This window comes from Ligilactobacillus apodemi DSM 16634 = JCM 16172, from assembly GCF_001434405.1.
In the GTDB taxonomy this organism is placed as follows: Bacteria; Bacillota; Bacilli; order Lactobacillales; family Lactobacillaceae; genus Ligilactobacillus; species Ligilactobacillus apodemi.
In genome coordinates this window covers 632,353-658,256 of record NZ_AZFT01000053.1, presented here as the reverse complement: position 1 = coordinate 658,256, position 25,904 = coordinate 632,353, and the positions used below count along the sequence as shown (strand labels likewise).

At 36.1% G+C, this 25,904-nt stretch carries 24 protein-coding genes; 21 read left to right on the top strand and 3 right to left on the bottom strand.

The annotated features are described in order from the left end of the window. Positions 1-261 precede the first annotated feature (261 nt). From FC32_RS08500 to FC32_RS10610, 15 genes are all read left to right on the top strand, one after another. Entirely contained in the window at positions 262-2,736 is a 2,475-nt protein-coding gene (locus FC32_RS08500) for a beta-ketoacyl synthase N-terminal-like domain-containing protein (protein ID WP_025087671.1), read from the top strand. Next, entirely contained in the window at positions 2,720-3,928 is a 1,209-nt protein-coding gene (locus FC32_RS08495) for an aminotransferase class I/II-fold pyridoxal phosphate-dependent enzyme (RefSeq protein ID WP_235722580.1), read from the top strand. Before FC32_RS08500 ends, FC32_RS08495 begins: the two co-directional genes overlap by 17 nt. A 17-nt stretch (positions 3,929-3,945) precedes the next feature. Then, entirely contained in the window at positions 3,946-8,637 is a 4,692-nt protein-coding gene (locus FC32_RS08490; protein WP_056957389.1) for an SDR family NAD(P)-dependent oxidoreductase, read from the top strand. A gap of 31 nt (positions 8,638-8,668) precedes the next feature. After that, complete coding sequence (locus FC32_RS08485; protein WP_025087667.1) at positions 8,669-9,310, top strand: 4'-phosphopantetheinyl transferase family protein; 642 nt, start codon at positions 8,669-8,671, stop codon at positions 9,308-9,310. A gap of 10 nt (positions 9,311-9,320) precedes the next feature. After that, positions 9,321-10,250: an ABC transporter ATP-binding protein gene (locus tag FC32_RS08480; protein ID WP_035460092.1), complete on the top strand. Its 930-nt coding sequence runs from the start codon at positions 9,321-9,323 to the stop codon at positions 10,248-10,250. Beyond that, the gene (locus tag FC32_RS08475; RefSeq protein ID WP_025087665.1) at positions 10,243-11,094 is read left to right on the top strand and encodes an ABC transporter permease; all 852 of its coding nucleotides are present in this window, start codon (positions 10,243-10,245) and stop codon (positions 11,092-11,094) included. The genes FC32_RS08480 and FC32_RS08475 overlap by 8 nt, the downstream gene beginning before the upstream one ends. A 1-nt stretch (position 11,095) precedes the next feature. Beyond that, a complete protein-coding gene (locus FC32_RS08470; RefSeq protein WP_025087664.1) occupies positions 11,096-11,719 on the top strand; it encodes a TetR/AcrR family transcriptional regulator in 624 nt (207 codons plus the stop codon). 9 nt (positions 11,720-11,728) lie between these two features. Next, positions 11,729-12,316 (top strand): NAD(P)H-dependent oxidoreductase, encoded by a 588-nt coding sequence (locus FC32_RS08465; RefSeq protein ID WP_025087663.1) that lies wholly within the window; start codon positions 11,729-11,731, stop codon positions 12,314-12,316. A 177-nt stretch (positions 12,317-12,493) separates the two neighbouring features. Then, positions 12,494-13,396, top strand: coding sequence for a magnesium transporter CorA family protein (locus FC32_RS08460; RefSeq protein ID WP_025087662.1), 903 nt, complete (start codon positions 12,494-12,496; stop codon positions 13,394-13,396). 9 nt (positions 13,397-13,405) lie between these two features. After that, a complete protein-coding gene (locus FC32_RS08455; protein ID WP_025087661.1) occupies positions 13,406-14,104 on the top strand; it encodes a response regulator transcription factor in 699 nt (232 codons plus the stop codon). Continuing rightward, positions 14,088-15,059: a sensor histidine kinase gene (locus FC32_RS08450; protein ID WP_051533670.1), complete on the top strand. Its 972-nt coding sequence runs from the start codon at positions 14,088-14,090 to the stop codon at positions 15,057-15,059. Before FC32_RS08455 ends, FC32_RS08450 begins: the two co-directional genes overlap by 17 nt. Positions 15,060-15,201: 142 nt before the next feature. Beyond that, positions 15,202-15,957: an ABC transporter ATP-binding protein gene (locus FC32_RS08445; RefSeq protein WP_056957387.1), complete on the top strand. Its 756-nt coding sequence runs from the start codon at positions 15,202-15,204 to the stop codon at positions 15,955-15,957. Positions 15,958-15,969: 12 nt separating this feature from the next. Continuing rightward, positions 15,970-17,961 (top strand): ABC transporter permease, encoded by a 1,992-nt coding sequence (locus FC32_RS08440; RefSeq protein ID WP_025087659.1) that lies wholly within the window; start codon positions 15,970-15,972, stop codon positions 17,959-17,961. Between the two features lie 21 nt (positions 17,962-17,982). Beyond that, complete coding sequence (locus FC32_RS08435) at positions 17,983-18,774, top strand: TraX family protein (protein ID WP_025087658.1); 792 nt, start codon at positions 17,983-17,985, stop codon at positions 18,772-18,774. A gap of 205 nt (positions 18,775-18,979) precedes the next feature. Further along, a complete protein-coding gene (locus FC32_RS10610; protein ID WP_155891486.1) occupies positions 18,980-19,144 on the top strand; it encodes a hypothetical protein in 165 nt (54 codons plus the stop codon). 98 nt (positions 19,145-19,242) lie between these two features. Here the strand turns inward: FC32_RS10610 and FC32_RS08430 are convergent, their stop codons facing one another. Then, positions 19,243-19,551, bottom strand: coding sequence for a hypothetical protein (locus tag FC32_RS08430; protein ID WP_025087657.1), 309 nt, complete (start codon positions 19,549-19,551; stop codon positions 19,243-19,245). Between the two features lie 544 nt (positions 19,552-20,095). On the opposite strand from FC32_RS08430, the gene FC32_RS08425 reads away from it, so the two are divergent. Continuing rightward, positions 20,096-20,338, top strand: coding sequence for a type II toxin-antitoxin system PemK/MazF family toxin (locus FC32_RS08425; protein ID WP_235722577.1), 243 nt, complete (start codon positions 20,096-20,098; stop codon positions 20,336-20,338). A 280-nt stretch (positions 20,339-20,618) separates the two neighbouring features. Here FC32_RS08425 and FC32_RS08420 read toward each other — a convergent pair whose 3' ends face one another. Together FC32_RS08420 and FC32_RS08415 are read right to left on the bottom strand one after the other, a co-directional pair. Beyond that, positions 20,619-20,933, bottom strand: a complete 315-nt coding sequence (locus FC32_RS08420) for a heavy metal-binding domain-containing protein (RefSeq protein ID WP_025087656.1) — start codon at positions 20,931-20,933, stop codon at positions 20,619-20,621. A 14-nt stretch (positions 20,934-20,947) separates the two neighbouring features. Then, positions 20,948-21,916, bottom strand: a complete 969-nt coding sequence (locus FC32_RS08415) for an MBL fold metallo-hydrolase (protein WP_025087655.1) — start codon at positions 21,914-21,916, stop codon at positions 20,948-20,950. Between the two features lie 145 nt (positions 21,917-22,061). Here FC32_RS08415 and FC32_RS08410 point away from each other — a divergent pair, with 145 nt between their 5' ends. The 5 genes from FC32_RS08410 (at position 22,062) to FC32_RS08390 (ending at position 25,758) form a co-directional block, all read left to right on the top strand. Beyond that, complete coding sequence (locus FC32_RS08410) at positions 22,062-22,427, top strand: iron-sulfur cluster biosynthesis family protein (protein ID WP_025087654.1); 366 nt, start codon at positions 22,062-22,064, stop codon at positions 22,425-22,427. A gap of 143 nt (positions 22,428-22,570) precedes the next feature. Then, positions 22,571-23,278 carry a hypothetical protein gene (locus FC32_RS08405; protein ID WP_051533669.1) on the top strand — a complete coding sequence of 236 codons (708 nt, stop codon included), beginning with the start codon at positions 22,571-22,573 and terminating at the stop codon, positions 23,276-23,278. 45 nt (positions 23,279-23,323) lie between these two features. Beyond that, a complete protein-coding gene (locus FC32_RS08400; RefSeq protein ID WP_162150523.1) occupies positions 23,324-24,028 on the top strand; it encodes a primase C-terminal domain-containing protein in 705 nt (234 codons plus the stop codon). A gap of 617 nt (positions 24,029-24,645) precedes the next feature. After that, a complete protein-coding gene (locus FC32_RS08395; RefSeq protein ID WP_025087653.1) occupies positions 24,646-25,374 on the top strand; it encodes a hypothetical protein in 729 nt (242 codons plus the stop codon). Then, the gene (locus FC32_RS08390) at positions 25,375-25,758 is read left to right on the top strand and encodes a pilin N-terminal domain-containing protein (RefSeq protein ID WP_025087652.1); all 384 of its coding nucleotides are present in this window, start codon (positions 25,375-25,377) and stop codon (positions 25,756-25,758) included. Positions 25,759-25,904 lie beyond the last annotated feature (146 nt).

Here is a 25,904-nt window from a genome sequence, read left to right as displayed (position 1 = left end):
CTTTTTTTCTACCCTTGCTAAGAATTACAAGGAATATATCGGGGGGCAAATACGAGAGCATTCTTGTGGCATGAAAGTAGTAACATTCTTTTTCAGAAAATGAGTATACAAAGATAAGCATCTTACTGTCTATTTTTATGTTTAAAAATTTTAGCGTGCGCTTACAAATTCATAGTAACAGTAATTTGCTAGGGAAAATAGTTGTTTAAAAAAAATTCTATGGTATAATGTTAATGAAATTAACATTAAAGGAGGATTAATATGAAATGTGAACCAGTTGCAATCGTTGGCTATGGTGTCTTGTATCCCCCAAATGCCAATTCTGCTGATGTTTTTTGGGAAAACATTAAAAGCGGTGTTGCGGGGATTAGAGAAGTCACTGATGATGTATGGAGTAAAGAGAGTTATTTTGACAGCGATGAACAGCGAGAAGATAAAACTTACTGTAAGGAGAGTGCATACCTAGATAAAAATATTGAGCTAGATAGTTATCTTGCAAGTTTTAAGCTTGAAAAGCAAAAACTGACCCAGCTAAATAGAACACAAAAAATGGTATTATTCACTATTTTGCAGGCGTTGGAAAAGGGTGGTCTCACCTTAAAAGATATTTCAAAGAGTAATCTGATTATCGGTAATATGTTGGGCGATTTAGATATTTGTGATTACTTTTTAAGCGTATATGGTGAAAAATATTTCAAGCTATTGGAGCAAGAATTAGCTCTGCCAGCTGATGATAATTCTAAGCTAAAAGCAGCTTTTGTGAAAAAGTTAAAACAAAAATTTGGTACCTTTAATTCCGATAATGACTTGTTTCCGAGTAAATTGGTGACTGATCTTTCAGAATTACTAGCATTAGCTGAAAACTCTTTTATTGTTGACGGCGCGTGTGCTGGAAGTTTACTTGCGGTAGAAGAAGGAATCAAGTTATTACATAGTAACGAAGCTGATTTATGTATTGTGACCGGTGTTTTAGGCAATATGGGGGTCACAGGCAATGTTGCATTTTCAAAAATTGGTGGCTTATCTCATACCAAATCAAAGCCACTTGACCGCAGTAATGATGGTTTGACTCCTGGTGAAGGTGCTGGAACGATCGTTATTAAACGACTTTCGCAAGCTAAAAAAGACGGTAATAAGATCTTAGGCGTGATCAGTGGAAGTGGGGTCGCTAGTGATGGAAGTGGTCAATCGATTTATGCTCCTAGTACCTCGGGACAATATTTAGCGATGAAAAAATCGCTTGTACGCGCAGGACTTAAAATGAACGAAATTGATTACGTTGAAATGCATGCAACGGGGACACCTGTAGGAGATCTTGTGGAATTAGAGTCGTTGGTAAAACTTTGTCAAGAAGTTGAAATGACGCGTAAGTTGCGCATTGGCTCGATAAAATCACAAATTGGGCACTCATTTTCTGCCGCGGGTATGGCTAACCTGATCAAAGTTTTAAAAGCAATGGAGCATGGTCAATTTCCGCCAACGCATCATTTTACTGAATTTTCAAATCAAGCTAAAGCATTAGCTCGTGATTACCTTGAAGTCAATACCAAATTAATTCCCTGGGAAACTAAAGCAGGCGTACCTAAGCGGGCGTTAGTTAATGCTTTTGGGTTTGGGGGAATTAATGGAAATCTACTAGTTGAAGAATATCTGCCCGCGTATCATGATAAAAAATTAGCGTCATGTTCAAATGAGAAGAAAACATATGAATTTGCCATAACAGGAGTAGGTTCGTTTGATAGTACATATCATTCATACGCACATCGAAAAGAGCACAAAACAGACCAGAATTTTAATTTTCCCTTTATAAAATACAAAATCCCACCAAAAATTTTAAATAAAATTGACTATGCTCAACAAATTGCTTTGATTGCTGCCACAGAAGCAATTGAAAATGGTTTAGCCAAAACTGAGGATAAAACCAAAGTAGGTGTCTATGTGGGGAGTAATATGGGGCTACAAAATGCTTATTATACTGATTTACGTATCAGAACGACCGAATATACCAATATTATGCAACAACTATTGGGCACACAAGCATCAGCTAAATTAGCCAAAGTTGAGCAAGTATTTAAACAAAATTTTGAGGCGGTCAAAGAAGATACCTTGCCAGGCTTTATGGATAATATCGTCGCCAGTCGAGTGTCCAATTACCATAATTTGCAGGGAAGTAATGCGGTGTATGATCGTGGTCCCCAATCTTTTGAAGTGGCTTTAAACCAAGCTTTATTGAGTTTGATCAATGATGAAAATGATGTGGTCATTGTTGGGGGCGTTAACGGAAATAGTATGAAAGAATACGGCGAACTTTTAAAAACAACAAGTATGGCTACTAAAACAGGAGCGTATTTCTTTGTGATCAAAAAAGTAACGGCTGTCTCGCCTACAAGTAAAGTGCTTGGGAAGTTTAGCAAACAAATCGGTAAAAAAATCAAGATCACGGCAGAAAATGCAACCTATGCTGGTGCTAGTGGGGCACTTACATTCTTAGAAAAACTTGAAAGAGATGAATCATTGGTAGTTGTGTCCGCGGATGCTGAAGTAAGCGAGTTAGCCATTTTTACAACATCAAAACAAAGACTATGTGAGCTCTCAGTTGAGGAATTACTTAAAGCCAGTGTGAACAGTAGTTTTGATCCAGAAGCAGAAATAGCGATCGTTTATCGGGATGAAACAGAACTAGTCAAAAAATTAAGGTTAGTAAGGAGTGTGTTTAATAATGGCGAAAATGGTTAAAAATAAAGGATTAGTGGCAAAAATAGCCCCTGAAGCGGAATATATTATTCAGGGAAAAGAAAGTGGCGCATATGTATTTGAACCACATTTTTCTTCGGCCCAACGTGGAAAAGCAACGATCGGGGATGCTAAGGTAGTTGTTTTGACATCAAATAATTATCTTGATTTAGCCACACATCCTGAAGTCATAGTTGCCGCTAAAACAGCCCTTGAAAAATATGGAACAGGAACATGTGGGGCGCGGTTGCATAACGGCACAACTGAGTTACATGTTCAATTAGAAAAAGCCTGTGCAGAATTTTTCCACACAGAAGATGCAGTGGTATTGAGTGCAGGGTATCTTGCAAATTTAGCCGTGATTTCTGCGCTAGCTGACGATGAGACCATTATTATCACTGATCAATATAATCATATGAGTATCGTTGATGGTATTGCTTTAACAAATGCTCAGGTCAGAATTTTTCAACATAATAATTTAGAAAAATTAGAGTACATTTTGAAAAATAGCTCACAGTTCAAGCAAAAACTGATTGTTGTAGAGGGAGTATATTCGATGGAAGGGGATTTAGCCCCATTAGATGAAATCGTTAATTTGTCAGAAAAATATGATGCAAGTCTATTGGTCGATGAAGCTCATTCATTTGGATTTATTGGTGAAAATAGTTGTGGAGTCGCCGATTTAAAAAATGTCAGTGATAAAGTCCATTTAAGAATGACAACTTTTAGCAAATCATTAGCTAATGTCGGCGGGTGTATTGCAACTGACAGAAAGACCGCAGAATATATTCGCCATAATGCGCATCAATATATCTTTAATGCAAGTTTACCGCCAGCAACCGTTGCAGGAACTTTAGCTGCCTTAAAAGTACTGAAAAAAGAACCGTGGCGTCAAGAGAAATTATGGGAAAATACGATTCGTTTCCGTCACGGTCTACAAAAATTAGGGTTAAGTACGATGGACAGTTGCTCGCCGATCGTTCCGATCTATGTGGGTGATGATCAAAAAAATATGGAGATCACTAAAGAACTTTTGGCTAAAGGTGTTTACATTGCTACCGCTATTTTTCCGGCTGTTCCTAAAAATGAAAGTCGTTTGCGCGCAACGATCACAGCAGCTTTAAGTCAAGAAGATATCGATTTTGCGCTCCAAAAAATTGCTGAAGTATTTCAAAAGCATGGTCTCATTGCTTAAAAAAGGGGGGAAGAAATATGGTTCAGAGTTTAGCACCGACTCAAATCAAACTTTTGGAAAAAAATGGTATTTTTCTAAAAAAAGAGTTCAAAGGAAAAACAGTGGTGACGTTTCCGGGACATGGATCACAATATGTAGGAATGTTGACTAGTCTTAAGAACAGTGATCCTTTAGTAGCTGAGATCATCAACGAAGCTGAGAAATATTATGAACAGCTTACCGGAGAACAGTTGTATGAAAGACTTGCAACCAAAGATATCAATACGCTTCCGACCTTGATGCAACCAGCTATTATTCTAGCTAATGAAGTTTTTTATCGCATTTTAACAGAAAGATTCAATATCACACCTGATTATGTTGTGGGACATAGTTTGGGGGAAATTTCAGCTTTAAGAGCAGCTGGAATGATCACCTTTAAAGACGCACTAAGTATCGCTTTTCACCGTGCTAAGTCACTTGAAGTATTGAAACCCAAAAATCAAGGGTACATGCTGTCGATCAAACTTGCGGGCACTAAAGAAAAGCTAACAGCTTATTTAAATGATCACCCCCAATTAGAGATAGCAATCGTTAATTCAGAGTCACAACTCATAATTTCTGGTAGAAAAAAAGATATCCATGCTCTACAAGAATTTTGTCGCACGCAACAGTTGAGTACCTTAATTTTACCGGTACCTTATCCTTTTCATTCAACGTTACTGCAAGATAGTGTCAGTGTTTACGCTAATAGTCTTAAAAATATTACCTTTAATGCGCCTACGATACCAGTATATTCATCTATTTTATCACGATTATATTCGGTAAATGACGTAGCACAAATGCCAGAGATCTTAGCTAAGCAATTAGTGACGCCATTTTCTTTTGTGCAGATCATCAAAGAGTTGCACGCTGATTTTGCGGGACAACGCTTTATCGAATGCGGTTGCAGTATGATTTTGACTAATTTGGTCGAAGAAATACTAGCTGATGCTGACGTTACTTGTGTTAATTTAAATGCAAAAAAGGAAGCTGATCTTATATCTTTAAAAAAAGCTGAGGTGAAACTAGTGATGAATAAAAAGATAACGATCCAAACTTCTCCCGTATATGAGGTGATCCATGCTTACACCGGTTATCCCATCCAGGTGATCACTGATGTTATTGCCACAAGAAAATCGCATAGTGAAGACATGGGTTTGGCGTTAGCTTTATCAAAGCAAACGCAAAGTGAGATCGTTAATGCGGTCAATAATAAGACAAAGAGTAATCATCAGTCTTTTAACGAACTTTTTAAGTCAGAACAAACACCTAAAGAATCCGTAAAATCAGCTGATAGTGAGGTGTTAGTTAAACAACTCATTAGTGATAAGACGGGGTATCCGCTCGAGTTGTTAGACCCTGAAGCTGATTTAGAGGCTGATTTGGGGATCGATTCGGTCAAACAAGCTGAAATTATGGCAGCCCTGCAAGCAAAAATTGAGATGCCAGAGCTGACTTCACCTTTACCAAAAACGATCAAAGACATTGTAGCGGTACTTGCTAAGGAAAATGAGCCAACAGCTGAAACTACACCACCAAAAGCTGAGTTAAATTCAGACATTGATAAAGTAAAAGAGATCATCAGTGATAAAACCGGTTATCCCTTAGAATTATTGGAAACAGAGAGTGATTTAGAAGCTGACTTAGGGATCGATTCGGTCAAACAAGCCGAAATTTTAGCAGAACTACAAAATCTGTATCCAGTTAAAGAAATTGAAGTAGCACCTAAAACGATCAAAGAGATTGCAACTTTACTAGAAAAAGCACCAACTCCAAGCGCTGACCCAATTTCTGCCAAGAAAAATTTGGATTCGAATGATGTCTTAGTTGATATTAAAACAATAATTAGTCAAAAGACTGGTTACCCACTTGAACTTTTAGAAGATAATGCTGACTTAGAAGCAGATCTAGGGATCGACTCGGTCAAGCAAGCCTCACTTATGGCAGCAATAGGTGAAAAATATCGCTTCGATGCTGGAACACTTGAGTTAACAACGGTGCGTAACATTGCAACGATTGCAGACTTGATCTTATCCGAGCAGGAAAAGCAGGAAAAACCAACCCCTGCATCCAAATGGGAACTTAAATTTCAGTCACCAGATTTTTATAAAATGAAACGTTATTCTGCTCAGACAGTTGATTACAATCGTGACCAAGAAAAACAATACGAGTTGCATCAAAAAAATATTTTACTTATTGGTGACTCGCTTGATGGTAAATTAGGCCAAAAAATGTTTACGGCTTTACAAAAAACGAATAACGTTGTTTTGATCTCGCCTAAAGAACATGACTTTTTAGCTGTAGCAAACTTAAAACAGACAATAAATGAAGCTCTACAAAAGTTAGGTAAACTTGATTGTATCATCAATTTACAGGGATTGACCAAATTTTCCACGTTACAAGATTATCAGCAAGCGTCAGTTTGGGAAGATGAAGTTACTAAAATTTATAATGGGCTGTTTTATACCAGTAAGTTAGCCTATGAACAACTAAGCCAAAATAAAAATAGTGCATATTTTAGTGCGGTCAATATTGGAAAATGTTTTGGGGTTGAACATTCTGGCGCACTTAATCCATTAGGTGCCTTGACGGCAGGCTTTGTTAAAGCGTTAGAAAAAGAATTACGCCCATTTATTGCTAAAGTAGTTGATCTAGGTGCTGGAAACATCACGCCAAACGCAATTGAGTTACTTTTACAAGAATTTTCATCCTATGGTGAATTGCTTGAAATCGGGATGGTGGCCGGAATCAGAAAAGGAGTCGTTACCCGGCCGATTTCAAAAGAAAAAGCAACCACGCAAAGAAGTGGCACTAAAATCACTTTGCGCGAGTCAGAAACTGTTTTAGTAACTGGTGGTGGTCGGGGAATCACGTATGAGTGTGCTAAAAAATTAGCCTTGAGTACTAAAGCCCGCCTTATTTTGACCGGGCGTACGGATTTACCAACTGGAGACGAAGAATTTATCAAGTTATCTGAAGCTGAATTTGAAAATTACCGTCCTAAATTTATGTTGGAGCAAAAAAAGGCTCATCCTGAACTTACGGTCGTTGAAATTTCATTTAAGTATGAACGGTTAAAAAACGCCCGTAAACTTTATGAAAACTTAGTGGCGTTAAAAGATCTAGGATTGGAGTTTGAATATGTACGGTGTGATTTTTCCGCTGAAAATGACGTCTTAGCCCTAAAGAAATATCTTGAAAAACAACAAATTACTCTTAGTGGGATCATTAACGGCGCAGGATTACCATCTTTTGGAAAGGTAAATACAAAAAATGAACAGGCGGCATTAAATGTTGTCAAAGTCAAAGCTAAAACGACCTTTTTATTGTATCAATTATTTATTGCTAAAAATGCACCTAAATTTGTTGTTCACATGGGCTCGATCAGTGGCCGATTTGGGATGGATGGACAAGTTGATTACTCAGCAGCTGCCGATTTATTGGTTAAAATGTCGGCTAACATAAATCATTTGTCAGACACGAAGAGTGTAGTTATTGGTTGGCCTGCTTGGGATGAAGTGGGGATGGCGACCAACGAAGACGTTAAAAAGGTTCAAATGTATGAACGAGGATTATCTTATATTTCATTGGCTGAAGGCACACAACGCTTTTTAGAAGAAACTTTATGTTACAGCGGAGAAAATGAAATCCTTTTATTTAAAAATCTAGGTGAAAAGAATCTGCCTTTAGGTCAATTAAAAGAAAATCTAGCATCCCCAAGTGTTCCCTTAGTGCAAACTAACGGGAAAATCAGTGAAGTAGCTAATTTTCCGATGCTAGAATTAGTAAAAAAAATCGATGATACAAAGATCATAGCCAAAAAAGAGTTGACTTTAAGCAAGGATCTCCATTTAAAAGAGCACTTAGTAAAAAATGTAAGTGTCTTAGCTGGCGTGTTTCACGTTGAAAGTGCTGCTGAATTGGCTTTACTATGGGCGAAAATTTTAAATAAAGATTTGATTCCGACTAAAATCGTTAATTTTAGATTTACTAGATTTATCAAAGTTTTTCCGAAGCGTACGGTGAAATTATCGTTGACCGCAGAAATGGTAAAACAAACAGCCGAAAAAATGACGGTCAAAGTAACTTTGAAATCTGATTTTAAAAATGATGACGGCATAATTATCCAAGATAATATTTTTAATTCAGCCGGAACGATCGAATTGGGGCGCAAAGTAAATCCGCCAGAAACAGCAAAAATATATCAAAAATTGCACACACGGTCGTGGGATAAAGCTTTAGACATTGAGACATATTATGCTAAAGGAAAAGCAAATATTAGTTTTGGAAAGAATTTCCAAAATATTTCGGCCGTCAAAGCGGATGATACCGGTAAATGTACGCAAGCTAAAGTAAAGGTTACGGACGAAAGTAATGTATTTGCATTGCCGACTAAAGTAACGACCCAAATAAATCCTATTTTGATCGATAATGTCGGACGCTTGATGTTATTAAATGAATTTTATCAAAATGGCTCTACGATCGTACCGACCTACATTTCTGAAGCAACTAAGTATGCTGAATTCAACAGCGGAGAAACACTGGATGCTTTTGTTGAAAAGGTCGGTGAACAGGGCGATACGGTCGTTTATAACGGCTATGTCTTTCGAGAAAATGAATTAGTTTTTTCGATCAATGAAATGCAATTGTCAAAAATTGGAAGTGTCGTTGATCATGATATTAGTGGGTAGAAGCGTAACGTCTCCTCGGTGTAAATATAGCTTGAAAAAAGTAACAGATTTTTCTGAGCGCCAATTGACCCAGATGGTTACCTTACTTTCGACTAAAGAAAAGCAAAAATTTTTGCGGCAACGTTCTTTAAAACGCCGTAAGATGTTAGTTTTAGCCCGATTTTTGCTAAAGAAATTAGTTGCAAAAACATTTACGACTAAAATAAAGCTCGCACAACTTGAGATCTTAAATGCTCATGGAAGTACGGGCAAACCAGCAGTTTATTATCAAGGGCATAAATTAAAACTTGAGCTTAGTATTTCATATGCCTATCCCCTAGTTGCAGTGGCAGTTTCTAACCATAAATTGGGAATTGATCTAGAGACGCCATTTGCAGATCGAGTTCAAATTTCAGCGTTATTGAATTATTGTTTTACCAAAAGAGAGCTTACCCATCTACACCGCCAGCCAATGACCAAAACATATTTTTGGGAAAAATATTGGTGTTTGAAAGAATGTGTGGGTAAACTTTTGGGAAGTGGGTTAAGCTACGATCCTAAAACGATCGAAGTTTTTATTGAGGGTAATACATTTTTTGTGGTGGTAAAACAAAATGAGGCAATAAGCCGATATTTGAAAGTGTATGTTGAACAATGCGCAACGTATTGCTTTTGGATCGTTGAAGCATGTTAGGGGGAATAAAATGGAAAACATGATCGAAGTTAAAAATTTGACCAAAAAATACAACGGAAAAACAGTGGTAGATAAGATTAGTTTTACAGTATCGAAGGGAAGCCTTTTTACCTTTTTAGGAACAAACGGTGCCGGGAAATCGACGACGATCAATATTATTTGTACAGTTTTGAAAAGTACAACTGGTGAAGTATATGTTGATGGACTCAATGTAGCCCAAGACAAGCAAACTATTCGGGAAAAAATTGGGATCGTTTATCAGCAAAATGTCTTAGATGACTTGTTGACAGTTAAGGAAAACCTTTTGTTTAGGGCAAGTTTATACGGAATCACAGGTGAAAGCTTTCAAAAAAAGTTGACCCAGTTAGCTGACTATTTAGACTTCAAAAATTATTTAAATCAGCGCTTCGGTACGCTTTCTGGGGGACAAAAACGGCGTGTCGAAATTGCCCGGGCGATTTTTCATCAACCTCAATTATTACTATTAGATGAACCAACAACAGGTCTTGATCCAGAATCGCGTCAGCGGGTTTGGGAGATCATATGGGATCTAAAACAAAGGTTAGGGATGACTGTCTTTTTAACGACTCATTATTTAGATGAGGCTAGAAATTCAGATTTGATCGAAGTTATCGATCAGGGCAAAATTATCGCTAAAGGAACCGCAAATGAGTTACAAACACAATATTCGAGCGATCGTTTCTACCTGTATGCTAAGAAAGGCAAAATTTCAGAACTAGAATCGGTGCTGGCAAAAGAAAAGTTTGACTTCACAAAAGAAGGAGAAAAGCTAAAATTGGTCGGAACTTCGCTTAAAGAAGTGCACACTATTTTGCAAAAAGCAGAGACATCACTTGATTCATTTGAGTTTTTTAAGGGTGATCTAGATGACGCCTTTTTGAATCTGATTAAGCAAAATGGAGGAAATATTTATGATTAGCAGACATCTAAAGATCTATCTGCGTGATAAAGGGACTGTGATCTCTTCTTTTGTGGCGATTTTTGTGATCATTGCTTTATATGTACTATTCTTAGGAAACTACCTTGAATCCGTGATCAGTAGTACGATCGGCAAGCAAACGGGAAATTTTCTTTTTGTAAATTCTTGGGTCTTATCAGGGATCGTAGTCGTTAGCTCGGTAACGATCTCGTTAGGCTTATTTGGGGTAAAAGTGCAAGATGAAGAAAGCAAAATTTTGACGAGCTTTTTAGTCACACCAATCTCAAAGTTTAAGATTGTTGTTAGTTATATTATCGCTGCCTGGATAATCAGTGGAATAGTTATCACGATCGTTTTTTTCCTTTGGTGGTTGCTAATGAGACTTTTTGGCTATGAATTACTTACGCTAACGCAGGTGCCAAAACTGATCCTTTACATTAGTTTAAATATTTTATCATCAACAAGTTTGACTTTTTTACTTGTTAATTTTGTTAAGTCGGTAGCTGCTTTTAGTTCTGTTTCGACAATTGTCGGCACCTTGACGGGATTTTTAGCAGGAATATATCTACCGATCGGAGCCCTACCACAATTTGTTCAAGTTATTATGAAACTTTTTCCACCAACTTATGGGGTGGCCCAAATTCGAAGCATTTTAACGGAAAAACCACTAGCGGCGATCACACAAGGTGATAGTTCTGCCAGAATTGATGATTTAAAATTATCAATGGGTATCCAAGTTGACTGGCTAGGGTACACATTGACAAATAATCAGATAATATTTATATTATTGCTGGCTACAGTAGTTTTTACTTTAGTAGCAATCTTACAGTTTAGGGAGAAATAAAATGAGCGAGAAGCGTGGCTTTCACCATGGAGATTTAAAAAATGAGATCATCAAACAAGGACTAAAAATTATTGATAAAAAGGGCTTTAAAGCAGTTGAATTAAAAGATATTGCTAAAGCTTGTGGGGTCAGTACGCCCTCAATCTACCGTCATTTTAATAATAAAGTTTCCTTAATGGAAAACTTATTACTTAATGTCTCTGAGATATTTTATGATTTTTTAGCTACTGGGTTAAAAGCTAATTTGAAAAAAGACCCAAAAGAAAATTTGATTTGCATGGGGTTGAGATTTGTTAAGTTTTCCCAAGAGTACCCACATTATTTTGAATTTTTGTTTTATAGTGGCTTTGAACGTCACATCATTTTAGAAACTGACACCCATCTGAAACATTTTCATGAGAAAAATAGCTTTGAGCTTTTTAAACAAGAAGTTATCAAGTATCTAAATGGTTGTGGGATCAAACAAAATTATACCCCACATATCGTCAATTTATGGTCATATATCAGCGGTTTAGCAGGAATTGTTGATTCACTTGATACTACCGAGAAAGATAAAATTTTAGCAGGATATATTAGAAGTATGGTCCAAACCTATACTTTAGGAATAACGCACACAGATAATTGAGGTGATAATATGGCTAACAAAGTAACCGTTATTTATGCGCATCCTTATACCGGCAGTTTCAATCATGCGATTTTAGAAAGTGTAACAGCTGAATTGAGTGCGCAAAATTGCGAATATGAAGTCATTGATCTGTATCGTGATAATTTTGATCCAGTTTATTCAAATGAAGAATTGAGTATGTTTTCAAGCGGAGTAGCAGTAGATCCTAAAGTTAAAGCCTATCAAAAGAGAATCCAAGCATCAGATGTCTTGATTTTTATTTTTCCAGTCTGGTGGTACAGCTTACCGGCTATCTTAAAAGGTTTTATCGACAAAGTGATGTTAAATAACTTTGCCTACGAAGATACTAGTACGGGAATCAAAGGAAAATTGGCATTTAATAAATGTCTGGCGATCACAACTTCTAAGTCACCAACATGGTATTTAAAATACTTTGATGGCAACAGTATCCAAAAAGTATTTTTGAATTTGACGCTAAAAGGTGTTGGCGCCAAGAAGACGCACTGGATCAATTTTGGTAAGATCAAACAAAGTAATAACCAAACGCGAAGTACTTTTTTACAAAAAATTAGGCAAGATGTTGCCCAACTATTGTAATCAAGAGTAAACCAAGCCCCCTAAATTTAAGGGGGCTTATTTTGTTGAAAAGTAAAATTTTGCACAAGAACCTAGAAATTTTGATTTAAGAACTATTTTTGAGAAAAACACGTGGTAAAATGGATTTATTGAATCATTAGAGCTTTAAAATAGCTAGCTGTAGAAAGGAAATTTTCAATGAGTGAAAGAATGATTTTTAGTCCTAATCAAGATTATACCTGGATCGATGTTCAAAAAGACAATCAGGCCATGATCGCTCAACTTATGCGCGAACATAAATTGACCGAAGAACTCTTAAGTTATGCTTTGGATGAAAATGAAAATGCCCACGTTGAATACGACGATGATGCTGATGTGTTTTTGCTTGTCTTTAACGTGATCAAAAAATACAGTGATAACTACGAAACAGCCCCGGTAGCGTTTATTGCTACTAAGAATTATATTTATAGCTTCACTACGGCGCAAACGAGTTACATAAACGAGTTTATCAAAGGTTTGATCAAGCGTAAGCCTCAAGTGACGCGTCCAAGTTTGATCTTTAAAACGCTGTACTTTATCGTGGATGCTTTTTTTCCTGTCATCAAAGATGTTGATAAAAGAAGAACAGCTTTAACAGAAACGTTAAAAACCAAGACCACTAACCGAAATTTATTAGCCTTGTCTGATTTAGGCATGGGGTTGGTCTATCTAGTCAATGCCACGCAACAAAACTCTTTATTGCTGTCACAATTAAAGAAACTATCGCTTTATCATAGTTTAAATGATGATGAACAAGAGCAACTTGAAGATGTTGAGATCGAAGCAGATCAGCTGGTGGCAATGGCTAATTTATCGGAACAGATTCTAGAGCAAATTTCTAGTACATATAATAATTTGCTAAATAATAACTTAAACGACACGATGCGTTTATTGACGATCTGGTCGCTACTTTTGACGGTCCCTACGATCGTTACTGGCTTTTTTGGGATGAATGTTTTATTACCCCTAAAGGATAGTCAATTTAGTTGGCTGATCATTATTTTTATTAGTGTGCTCTTGTCGATTGGCTTGCTAGTTACGATTTCACGTAAAATAAAGTGAGGTACTAGGATGGATGAACAAAAAGTATTTCTAGTTGAAGATGATGAGACGATCACGCAAGTTATCAGTGAAAAATTAACTGCTTGGGGGCTAAAATGTCAACTTGTGGGTGATTTTCAAAATATTTTACAAGAGTTTTTGCAAAACAAGCCAGCAATTGTGCTCTTAGACATTTCGCTTCCTTACTATAATGGCTTTTATTGGTGTCAGGAATTGCGTAAGCATTCAAATGTGCCGATCATTTTTATTTCATCGGCGGCTGAACAAATGAATCAGATCATGGCAATGAACTTAGGCGCCGATGATTTTATCGTTAAACCCTTTGATTTAAATGTTTTGGTCGCAAAGATCCAAGCTTTATTGCGTCGTAGCTACCAATATAATCAAGAAAATAATACGCCACTTTATCATTTAGGTGAGTTTGTTTTTGAACCCGAAGAAAATAAGATCACTAATGGTGAATCATTGGTTAATCTTTCACCTAATGAGACGAAGATCATGGTAATCTTATTACGTGAACGAGGCCAAGTTGTCTCTAAAACACAGATGGTTGAAGCTTTATGGCAAGCCGATGATTTTATTGACAGCAATACTTTAGCCGTTAATATTACGCGAATTCGAAAAAAATTAGCTTCGATCGGCATCACGGATCTGATCCAAACGGTTAAAGGGAAAGGATATTTGATCGAAGATGAAACAAAAGATTAAGGCTTTAACGGCTTACTTTAGGGCACATCGGGCGATCTATTTGATATGGGTGTTATTGTTATTACTTGAAGAAATGACACTTTTTTTATACGACCAAGCCTGGCCGATTTTTTTAGATACTATTTTGTTTAGCCTTTTACTTATTGGCAGTTATTTTATTTTTTCTTTTAGTAAGTGGCATAAAAAGATAAAACAGCTACAACTTTTGCTTGAAAATTTTTCTAAAGAATTACTCCCACCTAGGCAAGATCAACTTGAAGCTTTATATCAACAAATAGCGATAAATTTAGCCGATAAACTCCTAGATGAGCAAGAAAATGAACGATTAAAAAAACAAGAAATGTTAGCTGATTTTGGCATCTGGTTACATCAAATAAAGACGCCCGTGTTTGCTTTAGATCTACTGTGTCAGGCACAAAATAATGAACAAATGCGTGCTGAGATTTTTAAGATCAATGAATATCTTGAATTAATGTTAAATTATTTACGCCAACAATTGGATAATTCAGATTTGGTATTTGAAAAGGTCAATTTAGAACAATTGGTCAAACAAGTCTTAAAAAAATATGCGCTCTTTTTTGCACAAAAAAACTTAAGGCTCGAATTTGGTGAGCTTGATTTGCAGGTGACTACTGATAGTAAGTGGTTGACCTTTATTTTAGAACAAGTGATTTTTAATGCAATCAAATATACTAAGACCGGTACGATCAAAGTTGGTGTAGTAGCAGGCAAACTACAGATCTCTGATACAGGCATCGGTATCAAAGCAGAAGATTTACCACGAATTTTTGAAAAGGGCTTTACCGGCTATAACGGTCGGCAAGACAAACGTGCTAGTGGGCTAGGCTTATATTTATCAAAACAAGTAGCAGCTAAACTGGGTTGTGAACTAACGGTAACTTCAAAGGTCGATCACGGAACAACAGTCGGGATAACTTTCCCACAACAGAATTAATAAATTGTTACTTTAACTTTAGGCTAAAAATAAGCACCAACCTTACGATTTTGTAAGGTTGGTGCTTATTTCGTAAGTAGAACGGGAAAAAAATACCTGGTATGCTTAATTTATCAAGAAAAGATAAAGGAGCGTTACTAAAATGAAAGACTTATTAAAAATTGAACATGCAAGAAAAGTTTATCAAAGTCGTTTTAAAGGTGTTCAAGTTGAAGCTTTAAAAGATATTCAGCTAGAAGTAAAAGAAGGCGAATATACTGCGATCATGGGGGAATCTGGGTCAGGTAAAAGTACTTTACTAAATATGATCGCAACTTTAGATAAACCAACTTCAGGTAAGATCCAATTGGCAGGAAATGATCTAACCAGCATCAAAGAAAGAGAGGCTGCTGCTTTTAGACGGGAACACTTAGGGTTTGTGTTTCAAGATTTCAATTTATTAGATACGATCTCGGTCAAGGATAATATTTTATTGCCGTTAGTTCTTTCCAAGAAAAATATCAATGAAGCTAAGCAAAAATTAGGTGAGCTTGCAGAAAAATTAGAGATCACAGTTTTATTAGAAAAATATCCTTATGAATTATCCGGTGGTCAAAAACAACGTGTAGCTGTTGCGCGGGCGATCATTACCGAACCAGAATTATTGCTAGCCGATGAACCGACTGGGGCTTTGGATTCAAAAACATCTGAACAATTACTTGATATCTTTGAAAAAATTAACGAAAATGGTCAAACAATTTTGATGGTAACGCACAGTTCTCTTGCAGCTAGTCGCGCTAAACGGGTGTTATTCATCAAAGATGGGATCGTCTATCATCAATTATATCGGGGAGAAATGGATGATAAGACCTTTTTAGAAAAAATAAATCTGACAATGACTTCATTGTTGCCACGTTAGGAGGGAAAGGTCATGTTTTTTGCAAAACTAGCACAACAAAATATTCGCAAAAATAAACAAGCATTTGTCCCTTTTATTTTATCAATGATCTTTTTAGCGGCACTTAATACGTTAATGTTACTCGTAGCAAATGATCCTGGTTTAGCAAAACTTCGCGGTGCCGAAGCAATTACACAATTATTTGGTTTTGGTTCAGTTGTTATTTTAATTTTTTCGGTGATTTTTGCGACATATACAGGCAATATTTTAAATAAGCAACGTAAAAAAGAATTTGGTTTATATAATGTTTTAGGGTTAGGTAAAAGAGAACTCTATAAATTAAACTTTTTTGAAAATTTATTTTCACTAGTAGTAACTTTGGTAGCTGGACTCTTAACTGGGGTGATCTTTTCACGCCTAGCCTACTTGATCATTAAAAAATTATTGGGAGTCGGCAACGAATTTAGTTTTTCGATCCAGCCAACAATTTTATTAAGTGTGGTAATAATCATTGTTGGACTCTATCTTTGGTTATATTTGATCAGTGTCATTAGTATTTTCAAAAGTGATCCGATCGAATTATTGCATGCCAAGCAAAAAGGTGAAAAAGAACCTAAAGCTAATTGGCTCTTAGCGATTGTGGGCGTAGTTGCACTTGTTTGGGGCTATTGGATCGCATTGACCATTCAATCACCAGTATCGGCGATCATGAACTTTTTCACAGCGGTTTTGTTAGTTGTTGTGGGCACGTACTTATTATTTATGGCAGGAAGTATCGTTATCTTAAAGCTACTTCGCAAAAATGAAAAGTATTATTACAATGTAAAACATTTTATCCCTGTTTCGGGAATGATTTATCGCATGAAACAAAATGCGGTCGGTTTAGCCAGCATTTGTGTGTTATCGACCATGGTCTTAGTAACTGTTGCAACCACAGCAGGTTTATTCTTTGGTTCAAATGATCAAGTAAACCAAAATTTTCCGCGCGAAATTATGATTTCTTCAAGGTCACCATTGAATGAAGTAAAAAAAGCTGCAACAGACTATGCTGCTAAAGAAAATGTTAAATTAACTGATCTGCAAGAAGTAAAATCAACGCAACCATTACTTTTCACGACTGAAAATAATGGCTTAAAAGTTTCAAATCGCATTGAATTTACAACTAAAAAAATTGATAAAGCAGTCGATGTGACACTAATGAGTTTGGCTGATTATCAGCAAGCTACTGGCAGTAAACTAGCCTTAAAATCCAAAAATGATATCTTACTTTATACCACCGATAGTAAATATCAAGGACAGATATTAAACCTGAGTGGGACTAAGTTTAACGTGACAGAGCAATTAAATGAGGATGCTGTTTCTGCCTTGGGGAATTTGAGCACTACTCCTGTACCCCTTTATTTAGTTATCGTTAAAGATCAAAGTCAAATTGATAGTTTATTAAATAAATGGTATTCAACCAAAGAAATGGTGTCGTATAAAGACCCCGCCTATCAATTTAACTTTAATTTCTCGCTCAAAAATGAAGCGAAAAGAAAAGCATTTATTCGTGGCTTAAGTAAGGCTTTAGCTGCTAGCGGACAAAGCGGATATGTTTTTGAAGCAAAGGACAGCTATCGTGAAAGTATCAAATTATTTGATGGTGGCTTTTTCTTCATCGGGATCATTTTAGGGACCGCTTTTTTACTAGCAACTGCATTGATCATCTATTACAAACAAGTTTCTGAAGGAATGGATGATCGGGAACAATTTGTTATCTTACAAAAAGTTGGGATGGATGATCAAGAAGTGAAACGTGTGATCCACAGTCAGATCATGATGGTCTTTGCCTTTCCATTAATAATGGCATTGATCCACGTAGCCTTTGCTTTCCCATTGATCAAAAAAATGTTGATATTGTTTGGAATCACTAACTGGCAATTATTCTTGCTTGTTACGATCGTGGTTGCGTTGATTTTTAGTATCCTGTATTATATTGTGTATCAACTAACTGCGCGTGTTTATTATCGCCTAGTTGAACGATAATAAAATTTGAAAGGAAAAGAGATGAATTTAGTAAAAAAAGGATTAACTGGTTATCAGTTAAAAGTATTAGCGATGTTTTTTATGTTGGTCGATCACGTCAACACCTATTTAGGGGCACAAATGCATTGGCCGTTATGGGTCAACTTTTTGGGAAGGTTTGTGGCACCAACATTTTCTTTCTTACTGGTAGAAGGATATTTTCATACTAGAAATAAGCGTAAATATTTAAATCGCTTATTACTGGGAGCAGCCGTCGTTGGTGTGGGAAATATCATCTATAACTTATTGACCAAAGATTATATCAATCCCATTACCCATCAGCCTAATTATTATTTGTTCTTAGGTCCTCATAATATTTTCTTGACCTTAGCGATGCAATTAATAATGATGTGGTCATTGGATAATATTTTAAAGAAGCATAAGCGACCACTTTCCAGTGTAACTTTTGTTTTAAGTTCGCTTTTGATGTTTCTTTTCTTAGAAGGTGGGATGTATCTTTACCCACTGGCCTTGATCTTTTTTATTGGACGTAAGTATGGTAAGAAAAATCCAATGCTGTTAGCGACTGCGATTTGGTGTCTCTTGTTGTTATTAAAGGCCTGGATGAATTACAGTAGTGGTGCAACTGCATCAGCTTCACTATATGAATATTTAAGCTACGATAGTGAGTTTATGATGATTGCGGTAGTTCCTTTGATTTGGCTTTATAATGGCAAACGAGGCGGGAATGGTAGTAAAGCTGAGAAATACTTCTTTTACTATTTCTATCCGATCCATCTATGGATCATTTATCTGATCAAAGCATTTGTTTAGAGCTGAAATGGGTTCTCCTAAGTTAGGGGAACCTATTTTTTATAAATAAAATGATTTCTTTTTAAGTGTGATTGCGAAAAAAACTGTTTTATCTTTTGGTATGGCTGGATTCAGGTGTAAATCCTGTTAGCTTTTCCTAGGCGCCAGTCTGGCGTCTTTTTTATTAAACTAAGTTAGCTAAAAAATTGATTAAGGGGAAGTATTAATGGCAAAAATATATAAGATAAATAGTGTCACTTTTGAATACGCCTATATGGAAAATTCTGGTAAGAAACCTAGGTATAGTATAGAAGATCTTTATTATATTCGAGATTTTTGGTTTGGTTGGGAAAGGGTCATGAAAGTTATTTGTCGAAAAGCAAATAAATGAAATCCTAAATAGCCTAATTGCGGCATTTCTCCGGAATTAGGCTATTTAGGTTAAGATTGTTACATTGTAGAAATTTAAGTTTTTAAACAACAGAACTCTCAATAAAGATTTAAACCAAATATTTCTTTGCCATAATACCAAATAGCTGGTTCTAAAAACCAAGTACAAAACATAAATATTCCCCAAGGTAATACGAGCGCAACTAGCAACCATAACCATTTACGAACTAGTAAACATAAAATAACGGTTGAGAACCATACAACTAGAAAAAAATGGATAGAAACAAAGCTACAATGAAAAGCTGATAGAATCGACTCTAGCGGTAAAAGGATCATCAAAACTGATAATAGTAGTAAGGTAATTTTTTCCAATAAGGAATAGTTTTCAATTTGTTTTGATGCTACCATAGCGAGCCCTCCTATATTCGCAATATCAAATCAACCAGTAATAAAGTAATCGTTTACAATTATTGAAGTGTGTTGCAATTGGCAGAGGGCGGTATAGTTACAAATAATTATTAGTTCGAGTCTTGCGAGCTTTTTTATTCACAATGTATCTACTTTAGTATATACTTACTGCGTAAACTGATCATTTTAGTAATGCATGAAAGGAAAGCTCTCGGATGAATATTACACTAAAAAGATGGGAAAATTCATCAGCCATCAGATTACCTCAATCACTATTGTCTAAACTCGGTGATAATATCATTTCATTTCATTTGATGTAGAAACTAGTGATAGTGGTTTGCTACTTAAACCAGTAGAAAAAAAGATATTACTGATTTAAATGATCTTTTTAAAGGGTTTAATGTAGAATCATATCTGGAAGAGAACGAAAACAATCTTGAATTTGATTTTGGAGAATCTCAAGGAAAAGAATTCTTTTAAATAATTGTCGTTGCTTGACCGTACTTTGCAAGGACAATTAAAAAAGAAGGGGAGATAATTTCCTATGAGAGTTCATTTTCGACAAGGTCAAGTCGTTAAAACCAACTTAAATCCGACACGTGGACATGAGCAAAATGGTATGCGCCCAGTGTTAATTGTATCAAATGATGATTTTAATCGCCTAACAGGACTTGTTAAAGTTGTGCCTATTACAACTAAATTAAAAGATTTCCCGATACATTTGGATATTCCGGATGGGTTAGAAGTTGAAGGTCAAGTGTTGCTAGAGAAAGAACACTTGATTTAGTGTCAAGGGGATTTGAATTGATTGATGAGATTCCAAAAGAATTTCTAAACAAGGTATTGTCTATTGTTAAGATGACATACTAAAAAAGCTATTTATCATACACAAAGCATACATCATTAGCAATGCTTTGCGCGATGCAGGAGCAAAAAATGTCAAGGTAGTCACATATAGTGCCAAAACTTGGCAATGAGCTTGATTTTACTTATATAACCAAAAGTAACGCCACGTTCGATTTTTCGAGCGTGGCGCTTTTTTATTTATGATAAAATTGTCGGCAAGTTTAGTCAATAAACTTTACGGACGTTCCGTAGGCTGCGACTGATTGCATGTCAGCGCTGATCGAACCAGAGTCAAAGCGCATCATTACCACAGCGTCAGCCCCCATATCAGCAGCTTCTTTTTTGAGACGTTCGATCGCTTCGTGACGTGAGTTATTCAGCATCTTAGTGTAGCCTTTGATCTCGCCTCCAACGATGCTTTTTAGGCCTGCACCAAAGTCACTAGCAATATTACGTGATTGTGTTGTTACCCCAAAGGCAGTCCCAATAACTTCATATTTTTTGCCGGGGATAGTTTCGGTTGTAACTACAAGCATTTTAAATCTCTCCTCTATTCTTCAACTGTAAGCGATGTTGTTATTTTTTGTGCAAAATCCAAGTCGTTTAGACCGAAAAAGACACATTTTTGAGGTTTGATCACGTGGACAAATTCTTTTAGTTCACTAGTTGTTTGGTCACCAGTAAACTGCTTCAGTGATAAAACTTCATCTTTATTATAAATTGTTGTGTTATTTTCGGCAATTCCTGCTTGTAAAATAAACTTATCGGGGTGAGCGACCGCCAGAGCTAGATTTTCTGTGGTAGCAACGGTAAAATCGTCAAACGGAAAGAGCTGTTTAGCTAATGTCGCATAAGTTTGGTCAAGTAATAATGTACGTCCATTTTTAAGGGCATTATTGTGATAATCAACAATCATTTCTGGTGCTAAGTAAGATAGCTTAACGGCTGGTAATTCTTCAGGCGTAAGATTTTGTAAGAAGCGTTTGAATTTTTTAGCATTCGTTGTAAAGCGCGCTGCTTGTTGTAAGTTAGCACTGTCTAATAGCAGTAAATCAAGCTGGCTACTTTGGAGCTCTTTTTTCCATTTTTTGATCCGTTTTTTGTGTAGTCCTTGCGTGATGAAATGTCCCGTATAACCAATTTTTTTACCATGATATTCAAGCAACAAACTGATTGCACCATTTAGTCCATCATCACTCAAATAGGCAGTGACAAAAAAGTCTCCGATAGAAATCGGGTAACCGTAGACAAAACATTTGATATTATTCCAATAAAGTGGTTCGATTACTTGAGTTCGTTGCAATTTTTGGAGTTGTTTATGCAACATTTGTGGTAAAAAAACGCGATTGGTCCGTTTTTTATCGGCTAAAAGTGTAAGTAAGTCGGCAGATAGGTGCGTGAAAAGTAAAATGTCAGTTGTTTTGTAGTCTTCATTAAAGGCTGGGTCTAAGACCAAAGTTTGTTTGGCTTTTAGGCTGATTCCTTTTTGATCATGATGAGGTAAAATTGTGAGGCTCAAACAGAAGACTCCTTTCAAAATTTTCTTTGTCATTATTATAGCAAAAAGCAGTATTTATAATAAACTAACTTTTTGTAAGCATATAAGTTGTGTAAAAGCAAAAAAGCGGGGATAATAAGGTTAGAATAATTGAGGAGGGATTTTTATGAAATTAACAATTGATAATGAAGCACAAGCAAAATTAACAGACTATTTTGCAGATGATAATGCAGTAGTTTTACTGGATTTTGATGATGGTGTAGGGCCATTTTCTAAAGTTGGTGTATGCTCTTTAAATCAAGCGTTTCAACTCGTGATCGTTGATAAAACAGAAGACTTACACGATTACGAAGAAAAACTTACCACTAACATGGGAGATGTCTACTTTAAGGGCTATTCTGATATGTATTTAGACCAAGTTATGCAAATCAAGTTAAATCCACAAAATATGACTTTACGTTTAGTCGGAAATAGCTCGGGAGATTTGACCCCAGTTTTAAATGTAGTTGATCTGCGCAAAGTTAATAACTGATAATTTTAACCTAAGCGTTTAGTTTTCCTCGATGAGTAAAAAATAACAAAAAGCCACTAAAAAATAAGATAAAATATTAAACCTATATTATGAGATTGTTTCCTGTAGTATAGGTTTTTTTGTTTTAGAGGAGATGATCTTGGATGGACAAGTTAGATAATATTTATAGGACTATTTTAGGCGACGGTCTAAGGGAGTTCAAATATTTGAATAGCCATCTAAGACCTACAGGAACCGATAAGGGGAAAATGAAAGGATCTATCTTTTGCTTTAGAGAAAAAGAAGCTCTAAAGGTAGGGCGAGGTGTCATCGTAACTTCAACAGAAGCAGGTGAAAACACAGATGCTTTTACTCACTGGACACCTAATGTTTATCGTTATGGTCGAAAAAAAGGAAATGGAATTGTTGAAGGTTATAGCGAAAAGAACCTTCGCCAAGTTAATACGTTCGTGATCGATATCGATAGTAAGAATTTCGACTGGACGGATATATTGTTGTTAGGGTTGGATAGAGGTCTAATGCAAACCTTGATTTTAAAAACAACAAAGGGTTACCAGGTTTACTACGTACTTAGCAAACCTGCATTTGTAACCAATAAGTCTAGCTATAAGGTTATCGAAAGAAAAGTTTATAGTGAGGAATTTCTTGCTGTAGATATGGGTTGCAATCATTTTGGTGTGGCACGTATACCAAGAACGGATAACGTGCTTTATTTTGATGATAATAATCGGCGATCATTAGGCGACTGGATAAACTGGTCTATCAAACAATCTGATAGGTTGGATAATAAACCTGCACATATGCAATTGGTAAGACGTAATGGTGGGCCAAGACAGATAGACGAGCCTTGATTTGATCTATTATTAAACTGTGGTCAAATACACGGTGAGAAGGGGGTGTTAGGCCGTAATAATGCTATTTTGACAATGGCACTTGCATTTTTCTCTTCAGGTAAAGAGAAGGATAATTGTGAATACAATCTTTACCAGTTCAATAGCCGTTTAGACCAACCTCTAAGAGACGCTGAGGTGCAACGAATTATTGACAGTGCATACTCCGGTAAATACAAAGCAGCTCAGCGTGCGTACATAATACGGTTGGTACAAACATGGGTAGGTGGTTCACTAAGTGAACAGGATATATTCAAAAATAATTATAAGGGGTGGTATAAATTCGCAAAGCCTAGGAAAGAATGCAAGAATAGTCATTTTTCAGAAACGGAAGATGACCTGTTAACTTATCTACGAAAAAAATGTACAGTGGATAAGCCCTATTTGACGTGCACTGCAAAAGAATTGACGTCAGATTTGGGAATGAGCCTGTCATCTTTTAAGGTTGTCAAAAAGCGCCTAGGTGCTAAAAATAAGATCAAATTTAGTAGTACCAAAGGGCGTAATGGACGTACCACATTGTTTTTGATTGAACTTCTTGTGATAGGTGTTATAAGCAAGAAGAAGGAACACAAATATGCTTATATAAGTAGTGTAGCCGAATTGATCAATGCAAATACTGGACTACTTAAACGCGTAGTAGCAGCGTTTACTCAGAGTTCAAATATGCAGGTTGATCAGTTGGAATTTTTGGAGGTGAACACGTCATGATAAAAGGGCTAAACTGCCATATACATATATCTATGATAGTCCTGGGTTATTCAGGGGTGGTGTAGATATATGTTTAGTGATGGGGTAGTGCAGTGTAATATCAAAGGAAAGATAGGTGAGGTGACGAATGTATTATATATTTTCGTTTAAGCTACAAAGTTGTCTGATGTATCACGATGAGCCATTGATATTTGAAACAGCAGGGGCTGCACATAGGTTCTTGCGTGATCATCTGCATACTGATCTTAGGAAAGTTAATCCATGTATTGTGGTAAAGAGAGAGGAATATAAATGAAGGATAGTAGTGCATCTAGCTATAAGATCATTCAAGGGTATTATTTATTGGGAGGTGGCCAAGAAACTATGAAATATGATTTTTAGATATATCGCGGACACCCGGATTTCAACAAAATAGAAAAGGACAATGTTTGTTGGACTTTTTACCAGTCTAAAGATATTTTAACGCCGATTCCTGCAATAATACGGGTAGACAAAGTGTTTTCAAGTGTAGATGTGGTCCGTACAAAGCTAAATCTGGAAAAACAGCAACAATATCCGATGATGCCGATAGTTAAGATTACCAAAGATTTTGACTATGAGTTATTAGGATACATGCAATGAAATATAGTAAATTAGTAGCAAGTTTGATGTTATCGACAACGATATTATCAACTGCAAGCCTAGTTTTAGCTGACGAAGTTAAAACTAAAGGTATGCCTGAACAAAGTTCGAGTGTGAAAGTAAATACAAAAATGAGTGAAAAACCATCTGGAAGTAGTTCAACTGCTAAAGTTGATCAGACAACAGATAAGTCACAAGCTGAAGACAAAACAAAAGATAGTAGTACTGAAACTCAAAACGATCCGATTCAAACATTAAAAGAACAAAAAATGATCATCAAAAAGATTATCGCTAAAGGTGGAAGTAAGATGGCTACAGTTACTGCAAACTCAGATACTTCCAACAGTGATGATAATTCTAAAACATTAGGTGTTTCTGAATCAGATCTGAAAGGTGTACCAAACTCAAAATTCGTTGTTTATGATGTAACTGATCTTATGAGCTCTATCATCAAAGAAAAATTAGGTATAAGTGACGAGGATATGCTAAAAGTGACAGACACGGATAAAGTTGATCAAACAAATGAAAGTTCTAAAAGGAACGATGTCTCAAAAGAATCCAAGTCAAGTAATGTCAAAGATAGCGAAATTAAAAAAGAAACAATCACAGATAGCTCCGAAAAAACAGAAGAAACGTCAGAAAAACGATTTTCTAAGGCAGAAAGCTCAATCAATGATGAAACTGATCAAAAATCTGATACGGAACTATCTGAGAAAGTAAAATAATTGCGTAATGGCGATTCGTTAAGAAAAGAACTCTCTGAACGTGCATCTAAGCTCAACAGTGATCAATTAAAAGTAGTTACTGAAGTCACGTTGCCGATCGACGGAAAGTATCATGCTTACTACGTTGTCAACACAGAGACAGCAAAAGAAAGCTATGCGACAAACGCGAGTCCGATCGTTGTGATCACGCCAGTAACTGATTCTGACGGGAATTATGCGACCGAATTTACGATCTATCCAAAGTCAGATACGATCGAAAAAGAACAACCAACGCAAGAAACGCCACAAAAAGAGACAACAGCAACAATGTATCAAACGAGGCATAAGGAAGACACTTCATTATTTGCGAAGTTCAAGAAATTGCTAGCTAGTTTTTGGAAATAGTAGCAGAAGGATAAAATGGCTAATTAAGCTGTTTTATCCTTTTTTTTGTTAGCTGATTTAAGGAATCGATTAATTAGTACTTTAAGTTTGAGAGTGGATGTTGTAATATATCATATAGCAATTAATAAAAATACTTGACAAAGAGG